The following is a 6800-nucleotide window of genomic DNA, read 5'->3' on the forward strand; positions in this document are numbered from 1 at the left end:
TCTCACCCGGTCTGCCCGGATGCGTCGAGTAAAACAATTATTTATCTACAAGCAGTCAATGTTGAGCCTACCGTCCGTCATGTCAGTGTCAGGTAAATGCGGACGGTAACCACTGGCCGGTCCGGGCGTCAGGCGGCAGCGGCTCCGGAGGAGGCCGTCGGAGGCGAACCCGCCGCCTGTGCGGGCCGCAGTTCATAGGCTCAGCGAAGGAGTCTGGTCGAACCAGGGAGGTTTCGCATGGGTGGCGGGGCGTATGAGTGACCTGACGCAGGCCCCCGGACGGCCGATGCGCTCCCACGCACGGCGCAACCGGGAGCGGATCCTCGCCGTGGCCAGGGAGGCCATGACCAGCCAGGACGACGAGATATCCCTCAACGAGGTGGCCCGGCGCGCGGGTGTCGGCATCGGCACGCTGTTCCGGCACTTCGCCAGCCGGGAGGCGCTGCTGGAGGCGCTGGTGCACGACCGCACCGCCGCCATCTGCGCGGAGGCGGACCGGCTGCTCGAGTCGGATGCCCCGGGTACCGCCCTGATCACCTGGCTGTCCGATCTGGTGGCGTACGTGGCTACCTATCGTGGTGTTGCCGCCGCGCTGCTCAGCGGGCCCCGCGACGCGCGGTCCGCGCTGCACCACTCCTGCCGGAACGTGGACGACGCCGCCGCGGCGCTGCTCACCCGGGCCCAGCGGGCCGGGGAGGTCCGCGCGGACATCGGGGTCGACGAGGTGATCGCCCTGGTCAGCGCCATCGCCTGGGTCCGGGAGCAGGCACCGGAGCGCGCCGGCCAGCTGGAGGCGCTGATGTCGGTCATTGCCACCGGCCTCCGGCTACCCGGTGTAATGGATTTCTGACTTACTCGGCTCTTGCAAACTGGAGTGTCACACCGGTACGGTGCGGACGTCGACACACCGGGCTGGCTGGGAGGACGCGGCGAATGAGGTACGGCGCCACAGCCCGTTCCCGCCGGTGTAATGCCGGCCATTCGTACGCCGCCCCGGAGCCGCAGGCCGCAAATCTGTTCCGGCGTCGCCACGTCGACTTCGGCACGGTGGTGAGCGCCTCCTGTCCAGCGGCATATCTCCTCCTGCCGCCGAGCCGCCCCCGCGACGCCCGCCGATAATCCGGCCCCTTTCAACGGCGGACCCATGCCGTGGATCCTTTCCTCCGTGTGCCGAACGGGTGTGGAATTGGGGAATTTTCACCACGATGCCCGGTGATCTTCTCTTCCGGCCCGCGGACGGGCCGGCGTACCCGCCGCTTGCCTCCCGCACCGGCCGTGAACGCGAGATCGTGTACGTCGCTGGCACCGGCCGGAAGAACAAGGAGCCGGAAGAACAAGGAGATCGCCGACGAGCTGAACCTCGGCGCACGGACCACCGGGCCGCCTCTGACCCCATGCCCGCCGCACGCCCGCAGGTCCCCTCCCCGGCGGCCCTGGCCCGGCTGGCACCGCGCACCCGCCTCGGCGACGTCACACGGCGCAGAATTCCAGGCATGAATAAGAAACAATGTGTCCTCCGTTACCACTTCCAGGCCGAGAATTCGTGAACGGATATGGGGTTCCTCCGATGCCGGGAGTGGATGAGTATGTGAGACTGGGCGGAACGGGGGCCAGCCGGCTGCGGCCGGCGAAATCCACTCGTCTGCGGAGGTCTGATCCCATGTTCCAGTTGCTGGGCCCGTTGCGGATAATTGAGAACGATCGGGTGGCGTCCATCAACGCGCGGAAGGTGGCGACTCTTCTGGCGGTTCTCCTCATAAAGGCGAACGAGGTGGTCTCGACGGAACAGCTCGTCGCGGAACTGTGGGGTTACTCACCTCCGCGCCGGGCCGTCGCGGGCCTGCACGTCTATGTTTCGCAGCTGCGCAAGTTCCTCGCCGCCAACGGCCGGGACTGCTCCGGCCTGGTGACCCGTTCACCGGGCTATCTCATGCGCGTCGGCCCGGACGAGCTGGATCTGCTGGAGTTCCTGCGGCTGCTCGACGACGGGCGGGCGGCATTCCGGGTGAGTGACTACGAGTCGGCCTCCACCTTCCTGACCAGCGGGCTGGAGCTGTGGCGTGGCCGGGTCCTGGAGGACCAGCGCGGGGGCGAGATCGTCGACGGTTTCGTCGCCTGGCTCGACGAACTGCGGCTGGAGTGCTACGAGAATCTGGTCGAATGCGACTTCCGGCTCGGCCGGCACCGGGAACTGGTCGGTCTCCTGCGGAATCTGGTCACCGAATATCCGCTGCACGAGGTGTTCTATCGCCAGCTCATGCTGGCCCTGCACCGCAGCGGCCGGCGGGCCGCCGCGCTGCAGGTCTACCAGCGCGCCCGGCACACCATTGTCGCCGAACTCGGCCTTGAGCCGGGCCGCGCCGTACGCGAACTGCACCAGGCCATCCTGGTGGACGACTGAGCCCCGCTCGACAAATGGGGCCCGCTCGGCGGCTGAGTCCCGCTTGGCGGACTTGTCCCCGCCAAGACCGCCAGAGCCGCCGTGGCAGCCGGGCGGCAGTCCGCGTCACCAGCCGCGTCCCCCTGGAGCGATTGCTGGAGTGATCGCCCGAGCCGCGTCGTCACACCACCCGGCCGTCCGGCTTTTTCGGGCCGCGGGCGCCGGTGGTGTCGAAGACCTCGCTGGCGGGCCGGGAGCCGAAGTGGCCGTCGAGGATCTCGAAGGAGCCGAGGGTGACCAGGGCCGGGTGGCTGACGGCGCAGGCGTGCGCGAGCCGCAGCAGGTCGTGCCGCAGCCCGCTGACGTAGTTGGCGACCCGGGCCGCCTTGTCCTGGGGGTCGAGCCCGCGGGTCAGCCAGCGGGACTGGGTGGCCACCCCGGTGGGGCAGTGGCCGGTGTGGCAGCGCTGCGCCTGGATGCAGCCCAGGGCCAGCATCGCCTCCCGGCCGACGTTGACCAGGTCGCAGCCCATGGCCATGGCCAGCAGCGCGGTCTCGGGGAAGCCGAGCTTCGCCGAGCCGACGAAGACGGTCCGCTCGTCGAGCCCGGCGGTGGCGAAGATGGCGTGGACCCGGCTGAAGCCGAGCTTGAACGGGAGCGCGACATGGTCGCTGAAGGCCAGCGGTGCCGCGCCGGTGCCGCCCTCGCCCCCGTCGATGGTGATGAAGTCGACCCCACGGCCGGTGGTCACCATCCGGTTGGCGAGGTCCTCCCAGAAGCCCAGCTCGCCCACGGCCGACTTGATCCCGACCGGTAGCCCGGTCGCCGCGGCGATCTCCTCGACGGTGTCGAGCAGGCTGTCCACGTCGCTGAACGCCGAATGGGTGGACGGGCTGACGCAGGTCTGCCCGGCCGGCACCCCCCGGATGCGGGCGATCTCGGGCGTGACCTTCGCCGCGGGCAGGACGCCGCCGAGGCCGGGTTTCGCCCCCTGACTGAGTTTGATCTCCACCGCGCGGATCGGGTGCCGGTCGACAAGCTCCACCAGGCGTTCGAGGCTGAACCGGCCGTCGGGTGTGCGGCAGCCGAAATAGCCCGTGCCGATCTGGAAGACCAGGTCACCGCCGTGTAGGTGGTGTTCGGAGATGCCTCCTTCGCCGGTGTTGTGCAGGCAGCCGGCGATGGCGGCCCCCTTGTTCAGGGCGGCGACCGCCGGTGCGCTCAGCGCGCCGAAGCTCATCCCCGAGATGTTGACCACCGATGCCGGCCGGAACGCGCGGGCCCGGCCGCGCGCCGCACCGAGCACCTTGCGGCATTCCAGCCGGTCGTCGTCGGGTGCGGGCGCCGGCAGCGGGAAGACCGCCGGTTTGACGATGAGGTAGTTCGCCGACAGCTCCAGGTCGTTGTCGGTGCCGAAGCCGAAGCTGGCGTTGGCCCGTTTGGCCGTGGCGTACACCCATCGGCGCTGGTCGCGGCTGAACGGCCGCTCCTCGTCGTTGCCGGTCACGATGTACTGGCGCAGCTCCGGGCCGACATCCTCCAGCAGGAAGCGCAGATGCCCGATGACGGGAAAGGTGCGCAGGATCGAGTGCCGACGCTGCAGGACGTCGTACAGCGCCACCACGCACACCAACAGGAGAATTCCGAACGCCACCCAGCCGACTACTGCCATACCCCCATTGAACTCGCGGCCGTCGCTGCTACCAGCCCGGGGCACCCGTTTGTTTCAGCCCGGAGCACCTGTATCCGGTGGTCACGGCTTCGCCCACACCACCGAACCACACCGCTGCCACCTCGGTGGCCAGGGGCGGTAACAAGGGGATCATTACCGGGAGGCCGTCACAAGGGGATGTTGCCGTGGCGGCCGCGGCGGGCGGGCGCGTCGGCGAGGACCTGCGCGATGCGCCGGCGGGTGTCGGCGGGATCGATGACGGCGTCGATGACACCGAGGGCCAGCCCCCGGTCGACCCCGCCGGCGGTGCGGGCGTGGTCGTCGACGAGCCGGGCGAGCAGCGCCGGCCGCTCGTCGTCGGACACCGCGGCCAGGGCCCGGCGGTGCAGGATGCCGACCGCAGCCTCGGCGCCCATGACGGCGACCTCCGCCTCGGGCCAGGCCAGGACGGCGGTGGCGCCCAGCGAGCGGGAGTTCATCGCGATGTACGCCCCGCCGAAGGACTTCCGGGTGACGAGCGTGACGCGCGGCACCGTGGCCTCCGCGAACGCGTAGAGCAGTTTGGCGCCGCGGCGCACCACCCCGTCCCATTCCTGGCGGACGCCCGGCAGGTAGCCGGGAACGTCGACGACCACGACCAGCGGGATACCGAAGGAGTCGCACATGCGGACGAACCGGGCGGCCTTCTCGGCGCTCAGCGAGTCCAGGCAGCCGCCCTTGCACAGTGGGTTGTTCGCGATGACGCCGACGCTGTGGCCGTAGAGACGGCCGAGCCCGACGACGATGTTGGGCGCCCAGCGGGGCTGCAGCTCCTCGAAACCGTCGCCGGTGGGGTCGTCGTCGACGAGCCGGCGCACCAGCGGCCGGACGTCGTAGGCCCGCCGCGGCCGGTCCGGCAGCAGCGCCCGCAGATCCTCACCGGCGTCGCTGGCACCCACCTCGGCGGTGCCGACCGTGCCGGTGCCGGGGCCGCTGACACTGAGCGTACTGGCGCCGACCTCGATGGTGCCGACCTCCATGGTGGCGCTGATCTCGTCGGCGCCGGGCTCGGTCCTGGGCCCGGGGAGGGCGGCGGCCAGGCCCCGGCCGACACCAAGGTCGAAACGGCCCGGGTCGGCGAGCAGGGAGGCGATCCGGCGGGCCCGCTGGTAGGCGTCCCGCTCGGAACGGGCCAGCACGTGGACGACACCGGAGCGGCGGCCGTGCGCGTCGGCGCCGCCGAGCCCCTCCATGTCGATCTGTTCTCCGGTCACGCTGCGCACGACGTCGGGGCCGGTCACGAACACGCGACCGGCCGGCGCCATGATCACGACGTCGGTCAGCGCCGGCCCGTACGCCGCACCGCCGGCGGCCGGCCCGAGCACCACCGAGATCTGCGGTACCCGGCCGGATGCGTGGATCATGGCGGCGAAGATCTGGCCGATGCCGTCGAGCGCTTCGACACCCTCGGCGAGGCTCGCCCCACCGGAGTGCCACAGCCCGATGACCGGGCTTGCGGTGCGGACCGCCTCGTCGATGGCGGCCACGACGTGCCTGGAACCCTCGGCGCCGAGCGCCCCGCCCATCCGGCTGCCGTCCGTGCAGTAGCCGATGACCGGAATGCCGTTGATTCGGCCACGCCCGGCGAGCACGCGGCCGCTGCCGGTGGCGGGGAACGATGTGAACGAGTCGGGATCGAACAGGTGGGACAGTCTGCGGCGAGGATCGCGGACGTCCTGCTCGGGGATGCTGACGCCGACCCCGATGCTGACGCCGGCCCGTGTGCCGTTGGCTACCTCTGTCATTCTTGCCAAGATTCCGGTCCGCTCTAAAGTTTTCCTGTACGCCACCGCGACCGGTGCGCACCGGCATCCGGACGCGGCTCAGGGAACGTCATACGGTCTTTGCCGTGGTCGCTCCGCCGGTAATCCGCCGGAACGGGGCCGTGACAGGCCACGGAAACGCGTGGGTGTAACCGTCCGTCCCGGCAATTCCCGGCCGGCGCTGGTTCGTGGCGGCGGTGCCCGTCCGGTCGGTGGACGGCTTGCGCCCACTGTCGAAGCCCCGACGCAGGCTGTCGAAGCCCCGACGCGGATCCGGTGAACCGCGGGACGCGGGCACCAGCGCCGCCCGATGTGGTCCGGCGCCAATGAAATCCGCTGGGCCCGGGTGAACCCCGCTGGGCTCAGCGGACCGGTGGAACGCGCTGAAACCCGGTGGAACCCGGTGGAACCCGGTGGAACCCGGTACGGTGGTGCTCTACCGGCCGGTGGTCAGCGCGTAGAGCCGCTCCAGACTCGTCGCCTCCAGGACGTCCGGCAGGGACAGCCGCTGCCCGGTCGTCCGTTCCAGGATGGTCGCGAGGGTGAGCAGGTGCACCGAGTCCCAGCCGGGTATCTCGTCGAGTTCCCTGCCGGTGTCGGTGGTCGACACCGGCAGGCCCAGTTCGTCGCGGACGAGCGCGACCAGGTCCTCGATGCTGTCCATCCGTCGTCTCCGTTCGTCATCGGCCGTGGCCGGTGAAACCGGTGAAACCGCGTCCCACATCCTGTGGGGCGATCCTTGGACGGCACTAATTCCGCTGTCAGCACCAGCACTAACACCAACACTCGGCGGTCGGCGCAGGCCGGTCCCACGCTCCTGGGTCTTCGAGGCGCGTCATTGTGCGACAGCCCGGCGACGGCGTCCAGGTCACAAGAATCACATTTCCTGAACCAGCCCGACGTCAGCGGTCGCAGCACTAGCGGAACTTTAGTTTCCGCTTTAGTA

Annotated in this window: 5 protein-coding genes; 2 read left to right on the forward strand and 3 right to left on the reverse strand. The window is 70.1% G+C overall.

Translation table 11 applies throughout. From position 1 onward, the window contains the following. Positions 1–253 precede the first annotated feature (253 nt). Together NBW84_RS06050 and NBW84_RS06055 are read left to right on the forward strand one after the other, a co-directional pair. On the forward strand, positions 254–850 hold the full coding sequence (locus tag NBW84_RS06050; RefSeq protein ID WP_250282487.1) for a TetR/AcrR family transcriptional regulator: 597 nt from the start codon (positions 254–256) through the stop codon (positions 848–850). Between the two features lie 810 nt (positions 851–1660). Next, on the forward strand, positions 1661–2401 hold the full coding sequence (locus tag NBW84_RS06055) for an AfsR/SARP family transcriptional regulator (protein ID WP_250282489.1): 741 nt from the start codon (positions 1661–1663) through the stop codon (positions 2399–2401). Between the two features lie 160 nt (positions 2402–2561). Here the strand turns inward: NBW84_RS06055 and NBW84_RS06060 are convergent, their stop codons facing one another. From NBW84_RS06060 to NBW84_RS06070, 3 genes are all read right to left on the reverse strand, one after another. Then, entirely contained in the window at positions 2562–4052 is a 1491-nt protein-coding gene (locus NBW84_RS06060) for an FMN-binding glutamate synthase family protein (protein ID WP_250282491.1), read from the reverse strand. A gap of 167 nt (positions 4053–4219) precedes the next feature. Beyond that, positions 4220–5836, reverse strand: a complete 1617-nt coding sequence (locus tag NBW84_RS06065) for a carboxyl transferase domain-containing protein (protein ID WP_250282493.1) — start codon at positions 5834–5836, stop codon at positions 4220–4222. Between the two features lie 454 nt (positions 5837–6290). Further along, positions 6291–6518, reverse strand: a complete 228-nt coding sequence (locus NBW84_RS06070; RefSeq protein ID WP_250282495.1) for an acyl carrier protein — start codon at positions 6516–6518, stop codon at positions 6291–6293. Positions 6519–6800 lie beyond the last annotated feature (282 nt).

Origin of the sequence: Protofrankia sp. CiP1_Cm_nod2, from assembly GCF_920664355.1 — a bacterium.
Lineage (GTDB): Bacteria > Actinomycetota > Actinomycetes > Frankiales > Frankiaceae > Protofrankia.